Source organism: Gordonia sp. (in: high G+C Gram-positive bacteria), from assembly GCF_049647785.1.
Lineage (GTDB): Bacteria > Actinomycetota > Actinomycetes > Mycobacteriales > Mycobacteriaceae > Gordonia.
In genome coordinates this window covers 107,466-123,740 of record NZ_JBARYI010000029.1, presented here as the reverse complement: position 1 = coordinate 123,740, position 16,275 = coordinate 107,466, and the positions used below count along the sequence as shown (strand labels likewise).

General features: G+C 63.9%; 13 protein-coding genes, 1 tRNA gene and 2 riboswitches. Of the genes, 8 read left to right on the top strand and 6 right to left on the bottom strand.

Annotated elements, in window-relative coordinates; genetic code table 11:
- Window positions 1–76: 76 nt before the first annotated feature.
- The 3 genes from WBA38_RS04710 to WBA38_RS04700 form a co-directional block, all read right to left on the bottom strand.
- Window positions 77–1,396, bottom strand: coding sequence for an ABC1 kinase family protein (locus WBA38_RS04710; protein WP_424322208.1), 1,320 nt, complete (start codon window positions 1,394–1,396; stop codon window positions 77–79).
- Window positions 1,393–2,304 (bottom strand): hypothetical protein, encoded by a 912-nt coding sequence (locus tag WBA38_RS04705; protein ID WP_424322207.1) that lies wholly within the window; start codon window positions 2,302–2,304, stop codon window positions 1,393–1,395. Before WBA38_RS04705 ends, WBA38_RS04710 begins: the two co-directional genes overlap by 4 nt.
- A 79-nt stretch (window positions 2,305–2,383) precedes the next feature.
- Window positions 2,384–3,805: a zinc-dependent metalloprotease gene (locus WBA38_RS04700; protein WP_424322206.1), complete on the bottom strand. Its 1,422-nt coding sequence runs from the start codon at window positions 3,803–3,805 to the stop codon at window positions 2,384–2,386.
- A gap of 71 nt (window positions 3,806–3,876) precedes the next feature.
- On the opposite strand from WBA38_RS04700, the gene WBA38_RS04695 reads away from it, so the two are divergent.
- A complete protein-coding gene (locus tag WBA38_RS04695) occupies window positions 3,877–4,923 on the top strand; it encodes a YlbL family protein (protein WP_424322205.1) in 1,047 nt (348 codons plus the stop codon).
- A 3-nt stretch (window positions 4,924–4,926) separates the two neighbouring features.
- Here WBA38_RS04695 and WBA38_RS04690 read toward each other — a convergent pair whose 3' ends face one another.
- Complete coding sequence (locus WBA38_RS04690; RefSeq protein ID WP_424293453.1) at window positions 4,927–5,493, bottom strand: PPA1309 family protein; 567 nt, start codon at window positions 5,491–5,493, stop codon at window positions 4,927–4,929.
- A 128-nt stretch (window positions 5,494–5,621) separates the two neighbouring features.
- Here WBA38_RS04690 and WBA38_RS04685 point away from each other — a divergent pair, with 128 nt between their 5' ends.
- Entirely contained in the window at window positions 5,622–8,621 is a 3,000-nt protein-coding gene (locus tag WBA38_RS04685) for a UPF0182 family protein (protein WP_424322204.1), read from the top strand.
- Window positions 8,622–8,690: 69 nt separating this feature from the next.
- Here WBA38_RS04685 and WBA38_RS04680 read toward each other — a convergent pair whose 3' ends face one another.
- Complete coding sequence (locus tag WBA38_RS04680; protein ID WP_424322203.1) at window positions 8,691–8,984, bottom strand: hypothetical protein; 294 nt, start codon at window positions 8,982–8,984, stop codon at window positions 8,691–8,693.
- Between the two features lie 219 nt (window positions 8,985–9,203).
- Between WBA38_RS04680 and WBA38_RS04675 the strand changes: the two genes are divergently transcribed.
- From WBA38_RS04675 to cobM, 6 genes are all read left to right on the top strand, one after another.
- A complete protein-coding gene (locus WBA38_RS04675) occupies window positions 9,204–10,448 on the top strand; it encodes an MCE family protein (protein ID WP_424322202.1) in 1,245 nt (414 codons plus the stop codon).
- Window positions 10,449–10,534: 86 nt separating this feature from the next.
- Window positions 10,535–10,608: transfer RNA gene (locus WBA38_RS04670), tRNA-Met, on the top strand.
- 173 nt (window positions 10,609–10,781) lie between these two features.
- A riboswitch (cobalamin riboswitch) is annotated at window positions 10,782–10,976 on the top strand.
- A gap of 55 nt (window positions 10,977–11,031) precedes the next feature.
- Window positions 11,032–11,880: a nitrite reductase gene (locus WBA38_RS04665; RefSeq protein ID WP_424294089.1), complete on the top strand. Its 849-nt coding sequence runs from the start codon at window positions 11,032–11,034 to the stop codon at window positions 11,878–11,880.
- Window positions 11,877–12,542: a precorrin-8X methylmutase gene (locus tag WBA38_RS04660; RefSeq protein WP_424294090.1), complete on the top strand. Its 666-nt coding sequence runs from the start codon at window positions 11,877–11,879 to the stop codon at window positions 12,540–12,542. The genes WBA38_RS04665 and WBA38_RS04660 overlap by 4 nt, the downstream gene beginning before the upstream one ends.
- The gene (gene cobJ, locus WBA38_RS04655) at window positions 12,539–14,080 is read left to right on the top strand and encodes a precorrin-3B C(17)-methyltransferase (RefSeq protein ID WP_424322201.1); all 1,542 of its coding nucleotides are present in this window, start codon (window positions 12,539–12,541) and stop codon (window positions 14,078–14,080) included. Before WBA38_RS04660 ends, cobJ begins: the two co-directional genes overlap by 4 nt.
- Window positions 14,077–14,835 carry a precorrin-4 C(11)-methyltransferase gene (cobM, locus tag WBA38_RS04650; RefSeq protein ID WP_424322200.1) on the top strand — a complete coding sequence of 253 codons (759 nt, stop codon included), beginning with the start codon at window positions 14,077–14,079 and terminating at the stop codon, window positions 14,833–14,835. The genes cobJ and cobM overlap by 4 nt, the downstream gene beginning before the upstream one ends.
- Here cobM and cbiE read toward each other — a convergent pair.
- On the bottom strand, window positions 14,819–16,045 hold the full coding sequence (gene cbiE, locus WBA38_RS04645) for a precorrin-6y C5,15-methyltransferase (decarboxylating) subunit CbiE (protein WP_424322199.1): 1,227 nt from the start codon (window positions 16,043–16,045) through the stop codon (window positions 14,819–14,821). The genes cobM and cbiE overlap by 17 nt on opposite strands.
- 46 nt (window positions 16,046–16,091) lie before the next feature.
- A riboswitch (cobalamin riboswitch) is annotated at window positions 16,092–16,238 on the top strand.
- Window positions 16,239–16,275 lie beyond the last annotated feature (37 nt).

Genomic DNA, 16,275 nt, shown 5'->3' with positions numbered 1-16,275 from the left:
CGGGACAGGTAGTGACCTGTCCCGGCTCTTGTTTGGTTGGCGAGGTTACAGTTCCATGGTGCCCGGTCGGCGCCGGCTATTCGGCATCAATGCCCGGCATCCATTCCCGCAAGATGGCGCGGTAGGGGGCCTCGGCGTTGAGTTGAGCGGCGATGCCGACGCAGCCGATGAGGACGCGGAAAACCATCACATATTCGCGCGGCACATTGAGGTTGCGCGATGTCTTGTAGACGTCACCGTTGAAGTCGGTCGCCTTACCTGCGGCCCGCTGCAACCACTTGCGCGTGAAGTGGAACGTGTCCGTGTACAGCGGATCGACGTACGGTTGCAGGTACTTCGCGAGGTCTTCGGGCGTCACATGGTCGGCGTGCGAAGCCTGGATGAAGTTTGCTTCCACCATCAGATCGCGTAACTCGTCGTACTTCTTGTCGCGGGCCAGCGCTAAGATTTGGCCCGTCTTCGGAGGCAATCCGTCCGGGTAGTGCCCGACGGCCCCAAAGTCGAGGATCGCGAACCGACCATCGTCCAGGATGTAAAAGTTTCCGGGATGCGGGTCGCCGTGGATCATGCCGACGCGCGCCGGTGAGCTGATCTCGAACGTGGTCATCTTGGCGGCGGCGTTGTTGCGCTGCTCCTGCGTACCATCGACGATCAGCTTCGACAGTCGAGTTCCGTTAATCCATTCGGAAACAACAACTTTCGGGGCACTAGCAACAACCTTGGGGACAAAGAAGTCGGGGTCGCCGTCGAAAGCTTTGGCAAAGGCGCGTTGGTTGTCGGCCTCGGCGAGATAGTTGAGCTCGTCCTCGGTGCGATCGATGAGTTCATCGACCATCGCTTTGACGTCGGTGCCCGGGGACAGCTTTTGGATCATTCCCGACATCCGGCTCAGCGTCTTAAGGTCCGCTTTGAGGGCGTGATCGGCACCCGGATACTGCACCTTGACGGCAACCTCGCGGCCGTCTGACCAGACGGCCCGGTGAACCTGACCGATGCTGGCCGAAGCGGCGGGTTCGTCGTCGAACTCCAGGAATCGTTCGCGCCACCGCGTGCCGAGCTGCTGGTCGAGGACTTTGTGCACTGCTGCGGCCGACAGTGGCGGCGCTTCGGCTTGCAGTTTGGTGAGCGCTTCGCGGAATGGTTCGCCGAACTCATCGGGGATGGCGGCCTCCATGATGGACAGGGCCTGTCCCACCTTCATGGCGCCACCCTTGAGCTCACCGAGGACGGCGAAAAGCTGCTCGGCCGTCTTATTCATCAGCTCGGCGCTGACTTCTTCTTTGCTTTTACCTGCGATGCGCTTACCGAGTCCGGCTGCCGCGCGTCCGGCCATTCCCAACGGAAGTGAGGCCAGTTTGGCATTGCGACGGCCTTGGCCCCGCGTGATCTCGCTCAATGGTGTCCTTTCGCCGCATGGTTGAGGATAGAGGAAAGCCGGGGCCGAGGCGCGACCCGATTGATTGTGGTGCAGTCGCAGCGAGGATGGACAGGGGCGTCGATCGTCCGAACGGTGCTCGGATGCGGGCAAAATTCGATGGTATTTCCCAAGGTCGACGGAGGTTGGGCGTCGCGGACGCGGAGTTTGGTTGCCAGCTCATCGATTTGGGCCAGCGCCAACGCCGCAGTGGCGAACCGGGTTGCCGTACTCGACGCACCCGCGATGGAATGCAGCGTGGCGGCCAAGAGCGGCCATGCGGGGTCGACGTCGGTCAGGTGCAGGTTGAGACACCGCAAACAACTCGACAGCCCGGGTAATACCAGCGGTCCCACGGTCCCGACGTCGTCGCGGACGTATACCGGCAGGTGGGGGACCGCTGCCATCATCAGCGGATGCCACACCGCAGGGTCCGCCACCGGTTGATCGGCGATCACCACCAAACTCGGGCGCTGACCGCCCGGCCCGGGAAGTGCCTCGGGATCGTAGGGTTCGGTGGTGGTGCCCACGGGGACGCGGCCATTGAGGAGTACGTCGGCGAGTTCACCGTGCCCCGCGACGGCGATACGCAAAGGTGATCGGTGGGCGGTGGGTTCGACGGCCTTACCGTTGTCGACGAGTTGATCGAGGATCGACCAGAATGCGGTCACGGTAAGCCCAGACGATCGCACCGCCCGCCTGACATGCCGGTATCGCTGTGGCGTGCGGAGTCGTTTGAGGACCTCGGTAACGGCGGTGGCGGTGACGTTGGGGCCAACGTCTACCACCAGCGCGGTCCGCGGGTCGGTGCCAATGTGGACGCGCTTGTCTGCTCGAGTCAGCACCGGGGTACCCGGAGTCAGGATCGGAAGTAGATCGCGCGATTCCATGCAGCTAAGGCTGGCACCGTATCGCTAACTCCGCGACCACGCTATCCACAGATTTGTTGGAAGCCGATGACGGAACCGGCTACTCCTTGCCCCCGTCGTTCTTGCCCCCGTCGTCCTTGATATCCCCGTCGTCCTTGAACTGGCGTTCCAGTTCGGCGAGGGCGTCGTCGATGCCCGAGGTGTCGCCGCCGATTACGCGGTCGATGAATCCTGCCGGATTGTCGAGATCCTCGGCATCTGGGAGCAAGTCCGGGTGGCCCCACACGCCGTCACGAACGCTGACGTCGGAAGCCGCGGTCAACGACCGCCACAGCGTTGCGGCCTCGCGGAGCTTACGGGGACGCAAGTCCATGCCGATCAGCGTGGCGAAGGTCTGCTCGGCCGGTCCGCCCGATGCCCGCCGCCGACGCATGGTTTCGGTCAGCGCCGCCGTGCTCGGGATCCGGTCGCCCAGCGCGTCGGACACGACGGTCTCTACCCAACCTTCAATCAATGCGAGGAGGGTTTCAAGACGAGCGAGGGCGGCCTCCTGTGCCGGGGTCGTGACGGGCTCAAACGACGCCGCCGAACCCATGAGCTCTTCGATCTTGCCCGGATTGGTCAGCAACTCTTGCGGATCGATGCCCCCCGCCATGTTTTGTAGGCCATCGAAATCGACGCGGATTCCGCGCGCATACTCTTCGACGGTCGCGAGCAGTCGCTGCTTGAGCCACGGGACATGCGTGAACAAGCGGATGTGGGCGGCTTCGCGGGCCGCGAGAAATACCACGATTTCCTGGGCGGGCAGGTCGAGCCCCTCGGCGAACTTCGCGATCGCCTCCGGCAACAGCACGCCCATCTGATCCGGGGCCAGCGGCAAACCGATGTCGGTTGATGTCAGGACTCCGCCAGCCATCTGGCCGAGGCCCTGGCCCAGCTGTGTGCCGTACATCGTTCCGCTGAGCTGGCCGATCATCGCCATCATCGGGCCAGCGAGGGCCTTGGCTTCCTCGGGGAGACCGGCGTCCATCGTCTTGGCCATTTGCTCGGCGATCGGATCGCACAGGGTTTGCCAGGTCGGCATCGTGTTTTCCAACCAGTCCACAGGCGTCCACGCCGCAGTGGTGGTGATACCTGCAGGCATTGTCGTTTGGTCGTCGAGCCACACCTCGGCCAGCCGAACGGCATCGGCGACGGCGCGATGTTCCTTCTCAAGCATCGGGGTAAACGAGCCCACCTGCTGTCGAGCAAGGTTGGCTGCTACCTCGTAGTTGACCGCGCCTTGTCCGGCGCCACCGGCCATGCCAGCGCCCATACCGCTGAACATGTTGCCGAGCTGACTGAAAATTTGGCCCAGCTGGGATGGGTCAATAGCGCCGCCATCGCCCATCGCGAAGGCGAACGGGTTCGTCGGATTCTGACCGCCGTTGTTGCCGTCGTTATCGCCACGGTTGTTATCCCCGTCGCCGCTGTTTTTGTCACGGTCGTCGGAGGAGGAAAAGCCGAAGGGCAGATCATTCATACCGTCAACGGTACCGGCATCGGGACGCTGCGCGCCGCGTCCTTGAACACTGCTGCACTACCCTGGTTCGGGTGACCATCCAGCCAGCCCATCGCCGCATCGCCACGATCACTGTCGGCATGGCATTGCTTATTGTTTTCCTCGTCGCAGGCATGACGTTCAAAGTGCCCTACGTGGCGCTGAGCGGAGGCCCCACGGTGAACACTCTCGGCGACCAGAACGGGAAGCCGGTGGTCTCGGTCTCCGACGCGGTCGACCCCCACCCGAAGGGGCACTTAAACCTCACAACGGTGTCGCTCCACGACCAAATGACCTTGTTCCAAGCATTGGGTATGTGGCTGTCGAGCGACTATGAGTTGGAGCCGCGCGAGCTGTACTACCCGCCGGACCAGTCCGTGGAGCAAGTCCAGCAGCAGAACGTCGCTCAGATGAGCAGTTCGGAAGCGAACGCGACTGCCGCAGCGCTGAACTATCTTCATAAGCCGACCACGCTCGGCGTTGACGATGTGGCCCCGAAAGGCCCGTCTGCTGGCAAGTTGAAGCAGTTCGACCGGATCGTGAGTGTTAACGGCGTCGACGTTCCCGACCCTAAGGCAGTCGTTGAGGTGCTGAGCAAGCTCAAGCCAGGCGAGACGATTGAGGTGGTCGTGCAGCGTGGAAACGCGCGGTTGACCGAGCAAATCAAGCTGGGGGAGCGGCCCGATGACAAGTCGCGCCCTTACCTTGGCGTGACCTTCACCACGATGGCCGAAGACCCCAATACGAACATCACTTACAACGTCGGTGACATCGGTGGCCCGTCAGCCGGCACCATGCTGACCTTGTCGATCATCGACCAGATGACGCCCGGCGACTTGTCTGCAGGAAAGTTTGTCGCAGGGACCGGAACCATCAAGCCCGACGGCACCGTCGGACCGATCGGCGGCATCACGCACAAGATCAAGGCTGCGCGCGACGCCGGTGCCACCGTGTTCCTTGTACCGGCAGAAAATTGCGCCGCCGCGACCTCCGACACCCCTGACGGCATCGAACTCGTCAAGATCGACACCCTGACCAGTGCGGTGCAGTCGCTGGACTCGCTCGACGATCCGAAGGCGACGCGCCCTAGCTGCTCTTGATCGTTAGCCGTGGAAAGTCTCGGCGAGCGAATCGAGCAGGTTCGGCGCGAGATCGGGGTGAGTTTGCAGGTCACCGGACTGACCATCGCCGTCGCGCAAGGCTAGAAGCGCAACCCGCTTACCGTTGCGCAGCACACCTGCGGCGAGGCGAGCCTGCTGACGATCCGGATGGGCGTGGGCTGCCTGACGAGCCGCCTCGTCGGCGGCATCGGCGTCGGCCAGTAGCGGCTCAAGCGCGGCATCCAAATCGGCCTCGGCGTCCGGTGGCAGTAGCGTAATTTCCGACACCAGCGCACACCCGACCACCTGTGGTGGCCACGCCACCGTGGTGAGAAGTTGCTCGAGGTCGTCGCTCTCGGTTTCCTGAACCACCGGGCTCAACGCCGAAACGTCGTCGGGATCCACCAGGCCCGGAGCCTGGGCGGCCAATACCGCGGTCGGAACCAACGCGAACAAAATCGGCCGCGAACCCCAGGGCAACTCGGCGGTGTAGGCGAGGCATTGGGCGAGGGCATTGCCGACGTCGGCCTGCGAAAAGCCGGGGCGTGAGGAACTTTCGGAAGGGGTCACGGACTCCATTGTGCCGTGCGCGGGCCACGGTCAACTGGGCCGACTCGCACAAATCGGTAAGCTGGTCGGCATTGTGCTCGCAGTGGCGCGGGCACGGAGTAATCAGGGAGTTTATTCACGTGGTGAGCATGACTGGATCGCACCCTCGGCCATCGCTGTCGCGGCGGTCGAAGATCCTGATCGGGATCGGCGTCGGGCTTCTGCTCTTGGTGCTCATAGCGCCGCGCGTGGTGTCGCTGATTACCGACTGGCTTTGGTACTCGTCGATCGGTTACACCGAGGTGATGAGCACGACGATCGTCACGCGGATCGTCGTCTTCGCGGTGGTTGCAGTATTTGTGGCCGCGGTGATCTTCGGTGCCATGTATGCCGCTTACCGGGTGCGACCTGACTTCGTGATGCTTTCGAGTCCCAACGATCCCCTCGCGCGCTACCGCACCACCATCGGTACCCGACCAAAACTCATGTTCGCGCTACCGGCGGTGCTGATTGGTTTGATGGCAGGCCTCATCGCGCAGGGTTCGTGGGCGACGGTCCAAACTTTCGTCAACCGTGAATCGTTCGGGATCAAAGATCCGCAGTTCAACATGGATATCGGCTTCTACGCGTTCTCGTTGCCGTTCTTCCGGATGATCCTCGACATCGTGATCATTGCGCTGGTTGTCGCCTTCATCGGCAACCTGGTGATGCACTACGTGTTTGGCGGAATCAAACTTGGCGGCGGCGGGCAACGCGGATCGCTGACCCGTGCCGCTCGGGTCCAGCTCGCGGTTATCGCGGGCCTGTTCATGATCGCCAAGGCGGTTGGCTACTGGTTCGACCGTTACGACCTGCTCTACAGCGACCGTCGCGGCGACATTTTCACCGGCGCCACGTACACCGACATTAACTTCGTGCTGCCGTCGAAGCTGATCCTGATGGCTATTGCGATTGTCTGTGCGATTGCCTTCTTCGCGGCCATCGCCCTGCGTGACCTGCGCATCCCGGCCCTGGCTGCCGTGTTGATGCTGGTTTCGGCGCTGATTATCGGTGTCATCTGGCCGGCGGCGATGGAACAGTTCTCGGTGAAGCCGAGCGCCATCACCAAGGAAGACCCCTACATCCAGCGCAATATCCAAGCCACCACCGATGCCTACCGGATTCGGGACGGCGTCGATGTCACGTACGAGCAGAACTGGACTTCGACGCCCGCGAAGCCGGAGTTGGTGAACGCAGACGAGCCGACGCTGTCGAACATCCGCATCCTGGACCCGGACGTGGTGTCGCGCGCCTTCGACCAGCGTCAGCAGCTCAAGAACTTCTACGGCTTCCCCAAGCAGTTGGCCGTCGACCGATACCCGGTCAAGGAAACGCTGCCGGACTCGGAACAGACGGTTGAACGTCAGCGCGACTTCGTGGTTGCGGTCCGCGAACTCGACCCCTCGAAGTACGACGCAAACCAGCAGGGCTGGATCAATAAGCACACCGTGTACACGCACGGCAATGGTTTCATTGCGGCTCAGGCAAACAAGGTCGACGAGGCCAGCGGCGCGGACAGTCGTTCGGACCGCGGTGGGCAGCCGGTGTTCTTGGTGTCCGACCTCGACACGATCGGTAAGCCCGGCTACGCCCAGCAGCCGATTCAGGTGAAGCAGCCTCGCATCTATTTCGGTGAGCTTCTCGCCAACGTGAACCCCGACTACGCGATCGTCGGATCGGCAGACGGGCAGAAGCACGAGTACGACGGTGACGGCCTCACCTACACCTACACTGCTGATTCGGGTGTGCCGCTGAGTAACCTCGGCACCCGACTGCTGTACGCGCTGAAGTACGGCGAGCGGAACTTTGTGCTGTCGGATCAAATCAACGAGGCATCGAAGCTGCTGTACAACCGTGACCCGCGCGATCGCGTCAAGAAGGCGGCACCGTGGTTGAAGGTCGATTCGAAGACCTACCCTGCCGTGATTGACGGCCAGATCAAGTGGATCGTCGACGGCTACACGACGCTGCAGAACTACCCGTACGCGCAGCGCATGTCGCTCGCCGAGGCCACCGCAGATTCGCGGGCGACGACTGTCGGCCAGACCGGCCGCCAGCTGCCCGACGAGGATGTCTCGTATGTTCGTAACTCGGTCAAGGCAACTGTCGATGCGTACACCGGCGAAGTCGATCTCTACCAGTTCGACACCCAAGACCCGGTCCTCAAGACCTGGATGAAGGTGTTCCCGGGCACGGTGAAGCCGCGCGCGGACCTGGACAAGAACACCGACCTGCTAGCGCACATGCGGTACCCGGAAGATCTGTTCAAGCTGCAGCGTCAGTTGCTTTCCAAGTACCACGTGGCCGACTCGGGCACGTTCTACCGGGCGAATAACTTCTGGACGGTTCCGGCCGACCCGACAACCAGCGATGACAACCGGTTGCAGCAGCCGCCGTACTACTTCACGGCGAGCCGCCCCTTCGGTTACGACGCTCAGTACCAGCTGACCGCGGTCATGACGGCGTTGAATCGACCGAACTTGGCGGCCTACATGACGGCGGCGTCCGACCCCGACGGCTACGGCAAGATCACCGTCAAGGTGTTGCCCACAATCAACCAGACGATGGGCCCGCAGCAGGCGGCCGAGAACATGACCTCGAATGGTCGCGTCGCGTCGGACCGAAAGCTGGTGGAGGAAACCACCAAGGTCACCTACGGCAACCTGTTGGCGCTGCCGGTGGGCGGCAACGGCATCCTGTACGTCCAGCCGATGTACACCGAGGCCAAGAGTGGTAACTCGGCGATTCCGAAGCTGTACCGCGTCCTGACCTACTACAACGCGGCAGCTGGCGGCGACAACGTGAGTGTCGGCTATGCCCCGACGGTCGCCGAGGCGCTGGCGCAGGTCGGTATCTCACCGGTCGCGGCCACCGCGCCGGAGAAGGACGGTGGCGCGGCAACAGAGCCCGCCCCGACAGCCAATCCGACACCGCAGGCACCGTCGAACAACGGTAAGGACAGCCCGGCCCGTGATGCGGCAGTGAAGGAACTGGGGCAGGCGCTCGAGAACGTACGCAAGGCCCAGTCGAGTGGTGACTTCAAGGCCTACGGCGAGGCGCTCGACAACCTCGACAAGGCAATTAAGAAGTACGAGTCGACGGGCGGATAGCCCGAACGCGTAAAGAACGCCGGCCGATCGGAATCCGATCGGCCGGCGTTCTTTGTGTTGCAGGGATAGTTAGGAAGGGCGCACCTTTGCGAGGTAGCGGTTGATCTCTGCGGGAGTGTTGTCCGGCAATACCGGGGAGTGCCGCAGTTGCCTTACGAGCAAACTGAAAATCATGACCGAGAACACCAGGCAGCCGAGCGCCAAGACGCCGTAGGTGATGTTCATACCTTTGTTTGCGGGAAGGTCGGCGAGGGTAACGACCCACAGACCGGAGAATGCGCCGCCGGTCAGCAACAGAATGAAGGCGATTACGCCCATCCAATGGTTGCCATGACTTTGTCGCTTCATTGCGTGGTTCGACATTGCTCCTCCTCGGTAGGTCGAACAGTGGAGAAAACACCTGGTACAGAACCTGGGGTGCAATTTCACCCTACCGCAGTTCGTGAGAAACCTCACAGGAGTAAACCTCGCAATCGGTTCCTCACACGTGCGGGTTTGAAGTAGTGGACGGCGACTGCTGCGTCATACGCTCACCTGGAGATCGGATTTCCAGGTGAAGCCAATGCGTAGAGAAGGTCGTACATGCCGCCGCTCAGTCGACTGGTGAGGACCCAACTGGCGGTCGTGTTGATTGTCGGACTCCTTGCCGCGGTGTACGCGGGAGTGCGTTTCGCGCGCATGGATCAGGCCCTCGGAATCGCCGGGTATCGAGTGGTGGTCCACATGGACGATGCCAGTGGCATCTTCGACAACGCCGAGGTGACATACCGAGGGGTTCACGCAGGTCGAGTCAGTGCCATGCGGATGCGCCCGGGCGGCGTCGATGTTGAATTGATGATCGACACCGACCACAAGATCCCGGAGTCGTCAGTTGCGGTGGTCGCAAACCGGTCGGCGATCGGTGAACAGTTCCTCGACTTGCAGCCGCCGTCGTCTGCGGGGCCGTACTTGGCTGACGGTGCGGAGATCGACAAGGTCAAAATGCCGCCGGTGATCGCCGAAGTAATTGCCTCCACGATTGATCTGACGAAGACGATCCCCGTCGACCAGTTGCGCACCGTCGTGACCGAGCTGGGGAAGGCCTTCAACGGTAAGGGTGACGACCTGTCGCGGCTGATCGATTCCCTCGACAAGGTATCCGCAGACGGGCTCGCCAGCCTGAACAGTACGATCGGCCTGATTAAGAGCTCGAATGTGGTTCTCGAGACGCAGGCGGAACAGTCCGACGAGATCCTGAAGTGGTCGCGAAGTCTCGATCTGGTGGCCGCGCAGTTGGCGGGTTCGGACCCGGCGATCCGCCGGATTTTGGCCGATGGCCCCCGTGCGGCGGCCGCACTGTCAGGGTTTCTTGACGACAATGGTGCCGATGCGACCAAGCTGATCGGCCAGTTGGGGCGGACGGTTGATGCGATTTCCCCGACTTCGTTCGCTACCGAGATGACGGTCGCGCTGCTGTCGAATCTGTCGGCTGGTAGCCATTCGCCCGCCCCCGGCAACGGGCAAATCCGGTTTGGGATCGTCTTGGAGACCGGGAATCCGCCCAGCTGTACGCGGGGTTACGAGTCGACCCAGCAGATGATCGCGGAGATCAAACGCAAGAACCCGAACTTCGACATCAACTACGACGACTTCCCGTTCAACACGGACGCGAAGTGCGCCGTCCCGGTCGGCAACCCGACGTCGGTCCGTGGTGCTGATCGTGCGTCGCTGGCCAACCCGGATATCCCGCAACCGTGGGATAACAAGCCGAAGAAGGATCCCGACAAGCTGAACCTGACGCCTGTCGCCACCCAGATGGCAGCTCTCATGGGCGTCCACCCGCGGTAGAAAATGGCTGGTCAGTGTCCTCGATCACGTTGCAGGCAAACCGATTTGCGTTGGAAGTTCACCGGTGTGTAACGTAATCAATGCAACGCGGGGTGGAGCAGCTCGGTAGCTCGCTGGGCTCATAACCCAGAGGTCGTAGGTTCGAATCCTGCCCCCGCTACTAAACAAGAAGACCCGCACCATTTGGTGCGGGTCTTCTTGCATTTCCCGCGCCCCCCTGCCCGTTCTCGCATGATGCGTCGATGCCCGCACTACGTCTGACATAGTGCGGGAATCGACGCATCATGCGGGAACAAGGGGTGCTGCGGGTTCCGACCTAGGTCGGGGAGGCTGGTACGGTCCAAAGTTGCCAGTCGTACTCCATGTTGGGGTCAGGGAACCCGGTGAGATTCCGGGACTGACGCGCAGCGGTGAGGGGGACGGGCGGGGCACGCCGAGGAATCGGCAGCCACTGGAGCAACGCTCCGGGAAGGCGCCTCGGCCCGAATGAACCCGAGTCCGAAAACCTGCTGGCCCTAGCGGCAATCGCCGCCAGGTCAATGCCGGACCTCGCGCACTGGGTCCCTGACCAGATGGGTTACCCATGCCTGCCGGCCTAAGGCTCAACGCCCACCGAACGCGCAGCGACCGGTGTCCGGGTGCGCTGCGCCCGTGGCCCGCCGACGACGGACTCCTCGTCCGCCTCCGACTCATTGGCGGACGCGTCGAATCGGAACAACTTGCGGCAATCCTCGAAGTCGCCGAACGGTTCGGCGACGGCCGCATTCACGTGACGTCCCGAGCAAACCTGCAACTTCGGGCCCTGCAAGGCACGGGACAACTCGACGACGCGACGCTCGCGGCCATCGAAGCCACCGGACTCCTGCCGACGCGCACCCACGAACTCGTTCGCAACATCATGATCTCGCCGCAGACGGGACTGAGCGGTGGTCGAGCCTATCTTCGCCCGACCGGCCACGAACTCGATCGGTTGCTATGCACCGACCCAAAAATCGCCACCCTGTCAGGCCGCTTCCTGTTCGTCCTCGACGACGGTCGTGGCGACCTAATGAACCACGCCTGCGACCTCGGACTTGTCGCACTCGACGGCGCGACCGTCCAAGTCCGAGTCGGCGAAAAATGGGGTCCGGTCGTCGACCTCGACGATGCCGCCCAAACCTTGGCCGACCTGGCCACAGCCTTCGTCGACCGTCGCGGCACGGGTCCGACCGCCCCGTGGCATGTGCGCGAACTGGCGGCACCGCTCGTCGAACCCCAACTGCCGGACCCGCGCGTGCCTCCGCCAGGACCGGCCCTGGCTTACAGCGAGGCACACGTCGAGGTCCCCGGGGCGGGCATGGACCGCGACTTTGTCGAAGCCCGCACTAGCACCACCGATTACCTGATCGTCACGCCCTGGCGCGGCGTACTGATTCCCAAGGACCCACGATGACCAGCCCAACCAGGCCCTCGCGCCACTATCCGTACATTGATTCCGGCCCGGCCATTTACGTCGACTCGTTCGCGACGATCCGACGGGAAGCCGACCTCAGTGGGATTCCGGCGGACGCCGAAAAGCTCGCCGTCCGCATGATCCACGGGAGCGGTCAGGTCGACCTCGCCGCCGATCTCGTGGTGCACCCGGAGATGGTGGCGGCCTCGCGGGCGGCGCTGGCGTCGGGCGCACCGATACTGTGCGACGCCACCATGGTCGCGACCGGAGTCACCCGCGCACGTCTCCCTAAAGACAACGACGTCCTCTGCCTCCTCAACGACCGCCGTGTCCCCGGCCTAGCCGCCGACTGGTCGACGACCCGCACCGCTGCCGCCGTCTCGCTGTGGGAACCGCGCTTGGAAGGGGCGGTCGTGGCGATCGGCAATGCGCCGACGGCCCTGTTTCACCTGCTGGAAATGATCCTCGACGGCGGCCCGCGACCGGCCGCGATCGTCGGATGCCCCGTCGGCTTCATCGGTGCCGCCGAATCCAAGCAGGCCCTTATTGACTTCGCCGCGACCCACGGCATCGACATCCCGTACGTCACCGTCCGCGGACGTCGCGGCGGCTCGGCCATGACCTCATCGGCGCTCAACGCCCTGGCACAGGAGAAGGAATGACCGGCACTTTCACGATCGTCGGCCTCGGGCCCGGCGATCCCGAACTCCTCACGATCAAAGCTGCCCGAATAATTGGTGAAGCGACCGTCGTCGCGTATCACGCGGGAACCACCAAGCAGTCGCATGCGCGGCGGATCGCCGACAGCTTCATCCCGACCGAGACTATCGAAGAAGAACTGCGGTACCCGGTTACGACCGGCACCACCGACCATCCGGGCGGATACGTCGGTGCCATGACGGCGTTCTACGAGACGTGCGCCCAACGACTGTCCGCGCACCTCGACGCCGACCGCAATGTGGTGCTCCTCGCCGAAGGGGACCCGCTGTTCTACGGGTCATCGATGTACCTGCACGACCGTTTCAAGGACATCTATCCGACGGTGGTGGTCCCCGGAATCCCAGCGTTTGCCGCGGCGACCGCCGCCATCGGCGGCAGCGCCGGACCACTGGTCCGACAATCCGACGTTCTGACCGTCTTGCCCGGCACGCTGCCAGAACCGGAACTCGCTCGACGCCTCGCCGACACCGACGGCGCGATCATCATGAAGCTCGGTCGGACGTTCCCGGCGGTGCGGTCGGCGCTCGCGCAAGCCGGTCGCCTCGACGGTGCCTGGTACGTGGAACGTGCCTCCCAGCCGGAGGAACGCTGGCTGCCCGTTGCCGACGTCGACGCCGCGTCGGTGCCGTACTTTTCGCTGATCGTGGTGCCCGGCGACGACGCAAAGAAGGCCACGGCAGCGCGCATGCGGACCGACGGCGATGAGTCGGAGCCGCCGGTCGTCGAACGTCCGGCCGCGGAACTACTGGTGATCGGGCTTGGACCCGGCCCCGACGGATGGCTGACGCCCGAGGCGTCGACGGCGCTCGCTGAGGTTGACCACGTGATTGGCTACGGCCCGTACGTGGATCGGGTCCCGCAGCGGGTGGGCCTTACCCGGCACGCGTCGGGCAACACCGTCGAAGTTGACCGTGCCCGCCACGCCCTCGACCTTGCGAAGGCGGGGGAGAAGGTTGCGGTGGTTTCCGGTGGCGACGCCGGAGTATTCGGCATGGCCGCTGCCGTGTTCGAGGCGGCGGAGGATCCCGCCTATTCGGGTATCGCGATCCGCGTGCTGCCCGGAGTCAGTGCGGTGCAGGCTGTCGCAGCGAAGGCCGGTGCTCCGATCGGCGCGGACTTCGCGGTGATGTCGCTGTCGGATCGGCTGAAGCCGTGGGAGGTCGTGGAACGACGACTGCGCGCGATCGCCGAAGCCGACCTGGTTCTCGCCATCTACAACCCGGCCTCCCGGTCACGGACCGAGCAGATCGCGACCGCGCGGGACGTGCTGCTGGAACATCGTGACGGCGACACGGTGGTGATCGTGGGACGTGATGTGGGACGGGCCGAAGAATCGCTCACGGTGACGACCCTCGCCGCGCTGGATCCGACGACCATTGACATGAAATGCCTGCTCATCGTGGGTGCAAGTTCCACGCGAATCAGTGCTGCCGGGGTGTGGACGCCTCGCTACGTGAAGGCTTTGGAGCTGGCGCAATGACCGTCCACTTTGTGGGTGCCGGACCCGGTGCCGCAGACCTGTTGACCGTCCGCGCGACGAGACTGCTCGGCGCCGCCGATGTGGTGCTGTACCCGGGGACCTACCTCGATCCCGAGGTCCTTTCTCACACCAGCCCGGACGCGGAACTCGTCGATACACAGGGTCTCGACCTTGACCAGATCATCGACCGCATCGTCGAAGCACACGAGGCGGGTGACGACGTGGTGCGCCTGGCTTCCGGTGACCTGTCGATCTACTCGGCTCTCGCCGAACAAACTCGACGGCTCGACGCGGCAGGCGTCGCGTGGGACGTAACGCCGGGCGTTCCCGCCTACGCGGCCGCAGCGGCTGTCGTGGGGCGGGAACTGACGGTCCCGCTCATCAGCCAGTCAGTGGTGTTGACGCGGACGCAGGCTCGATCGACCGCGATGCAGGCGACGGAAAATCTGGCAGCGTTCGCGGCGACTCGGGCAACACTGGTGTTGCACCTGGCAATCACCAAAGCCCGCGCCCTGATGGACGACGTGATCGGCGACTACGGCGCCGACTGCCCGGTGATTGTCGTGTACCGAGCCAGCCAACCCGACCAGCAGATCCTTAGGGGAACCGTGGCGACCATCGCCGACATCGTCGACGCGGCCAGGCTCAAACGGGCAGCCGTAATCCTGGTCGGTTGGGCGCTGGACCCGACGGCCGGAGGGGAGTCGTTCCTGTACGACCCTGCGCGGGAGCGCGGAACTAAGCTCCGCGCGTAAACGCCCACTGGGTCACCGTGCGCATGGGCGTCCAGCCGGTGAAGGTGCCGATCGGGGCGGCGACCTCCACCGCGAGGCGGGTAAGTTCGCCACCGTGCGCGGCGTGCAATTCGCCGAGGAGTCGTTCGGTTTCGATCGTCACGCCGTGCACCACCAGGCGGCCACCCGCGGGCAGTGCGGCCAAGCAATGGTCGACGACGCCGGGGGCGGTCGCGCCGCCGCCGATGAAGATCGCTGACGGTTCGGGTAGGCCGTCGAGGACTTCTGGTGCCTTCCCGACCACGACCCGCAAACCAGGCACCCCGAGGTTGCTGGCGTTGCGGGCGATCCGTTCTGCCCGGTCGGGGTGGGCTTCGACTGCGGTGGTCGTGCAGGTGGGATGCGCGCGCATCCACTCGATCCCAACCGAGCCTGCGCCAGCGCCCACGTCCCACAGGTGCTCGCCGGGGACAGGAGCGAGCCGCGCCAACGCCGAGGCGCGCAAGTCGCGTTTGGTGAGCTGCCCGTCGTTCTCGAAAACGCTGTCGGGCAGTCCGGCAACCCACGATCCGTGGGGCGGCCCGATCAGCTCGAGGCCGATCACATTGAGCCTCGACGACGGTCCGGTCCAGGTGGCGACGGTCCCGTCGCGTCGGCTGAAATCGGCCGATCCGAGGTCGCCCAGCACGTGCATAACGCTGGCGCCGTAGCCGAGGTTTCGCAGCAGGTCCGCCACTGCCGCGGGAGTGTTCTCGTCCGACGACAGCACCACCACCCGTCGACCCGCAGACAACTCTCGGACCACTAGCGAAACATCGCGACCCACCAGCGAGACGACCACACACGACTCGGCTGACCACCCCAACTCAGCCCGGGCCAACGCGACTGACGACACTGCCGGGATCACCCGCACACGGTCGGCACCGAGCACGTCGATCAATGTAGAACCGATCCCCGAGACCAGCGGATCACCCGACGCGAGCGCCACCACGGAGCCGCCTGCGACCTCGCCAAGAAAAGCCCCGAGCTGCTCGCGCAAAGGCGACGGCCAAACGTGCCGCCGCTGGTCGGGACGGTCGGGGAGCATCGACAAGTGTCGTGCGCCACCGATAACCACGCTGGCGTCGAGTACTAGTTTTTGCTGTTCAGCGGGCATCGCCGCCCAACCTTCGGCGCCGACGCCAACAACGGTGATCGGCGGCGGGGTCGCGGGGCTCGTTGTCTGGGACACGAACGCTGACGCTATCGTAGGCACTAGGCACGAGGTGCCTTGGAGGCTTCGGCATCGGAAACGGTGGCAACTGCCGACAAGGAGAATCTGGGAAGCCGGTGAGATTCCGGCACAGGCCCGCTGCGGTAAATCGGGCCCCTCCATGCGAGGGGATCCGACAAGTCCGAAGACCGGCCTCGCGCCCGACCCTATTGTGTGGCGGCGTTCTGAACGCCGACCACGTGTGCATG